Source organism: Streptomyces atriruber (genome assembly GCF_001418325.1).
In the GTDB taxonomy this organism is placed as follows: Bacteria; Actinomycetota; Actinomycetes; order Streptomycetales; family Streptomycetaceae; genus Streptomyces; species Streptomyces atriruber.
The window spans coordinates 1-1,244 of the sequence record NZ_LIPN01000701.1 but is presented as its reverse complement, the minus strand read 5'-3'; the positions used below and the strand labels follow the sequence as shown (position 1 = coordinate 1,244).

1 protein-coding gene is annotated in these 1,244 nt (G+C 73.2%); it reads right to left on the bottom strand.

Annotated elements, in window-relative coordinates:
• Positions 1-80 precede the first annotated feature (80 nt).
• A complete protein-coding gene (locus AOK03_RS40185; protein WP_055570233.1) occupies positions 81-1,178 on the bottom strand; it encodes an enolase C-terminal domain-like protein in 1,098 nt (365 codons plus the stop codon).
• Positions 1,179-1,244: the final 66 nt, after the last annotated feature.

Sequence of the window (1,244 nt, the reverse complement as noted above, 5' to 3'; positions counted from 1 at the left end):
CCGCCCCCGCATCCCCGACCCTGCGTCATCGATACGGCACCCCGGCCGCAGCCGTGTATCAACCACCGCTCAACCGCGCATCACACGACCCGGAACTCCTCGACCTCACCCGTCCGCAGCTCCAGCCCGTGCCCGACGCCGCCGTCCGGGCGGATCACGCCCCCGGTCGGGTCGAGCGCCCCGTCGAAGAACATCGACTCGATCCGCACGTGGTCGTGGTACCACTCGACGTGCCGCAGGTTCGACACGCACGCGGCGACCGCGGCATGCGCGTGCGGCGCGCCGTGCGCCGAGACCTCCAGGCCGTGCGACTGCGCGAGGGCCGCGGCGCGCAGCCACTCCGTGAGGCCGCCGCAGCGCGTCGCGTCCACCTGGAGGCAGTCCACGGAGGGGATCATGCGGGCGAAGTACGGGAGGTCGTACCCGTACTCTCCCGCCGTCACGTCGCACACCAGCGCGTCCCTGATCAGCGCGAGCCCCCGCAGGTCGGCCGACGACACCGGCTCCTCGAACCAGCCCACGCCGTGCTCGGCGAGCACCCGGCCCACCCGTACCGCCTGCTTGCGCGTGTAGCCGCCGTTCGCGTCGACGTACAGCTCGGCCTGCGGGCCGATGACGTCCCGCGCGGTGCGGACCCGGGACACGTCACGGGCGGCCGCCCGGCCCCAGGCCTCCCCGACCTTTATCTTGACGCGCGGGATGCGCTGGCCGTGCACCCAGCCGTTCAGCTGCGCCGCCAGATGCGTGTCGTGGTACGTCGTGAAGCCACCGCTCCCGTACACGGGAACCTCGTCGCGGGCCGCCCCGAGGAGGCGTACGAGGGGCAGTTCCAGGAGGCGGGCCTTCAGGTCCCACAGGGCGATGTCGATCGCCGAGATCGCGCACCCGGCGGCGCCTGCCCGGCCGGTGTTGCGGACGGCCTTCGTCATCGCGTCGTGCGCGGCGGGGATGTCGAGGGCGTCGAGGCCCTGGACCACGGGGGTGAGCAGCTCGTCCACCAGGGTGGCCACGGACGCCGGGGCGTAGGTCCAGCCGGTTCCCGTCGCGTCGCCCGCCGTGACCTCGGCGACGACGATGGTCGTGGTGTCCCAGGACAGGGTGCCGTCGGCCTCCGGCGCGTCCGCGGGAATCGTGTACGCGGAGACCGCGGGTCGTTCAATGGGGACTTCCTGCTTCATCGGACCGTTCCTCAGTCGTGCCCGGAGGGCGTGGGCGGCGGGTGCCGTCAGCGGAATGGGCGGGCG

Coding starts and splice junctions, on each gene's coding strand:
- AOK03_RS40185 (WP_055570233.1), bottom strand. CDS start 1,178: ATGAAGCAGGAAGTCCCCATTGAACGACCCGCGGTCTCCGCGTACACG.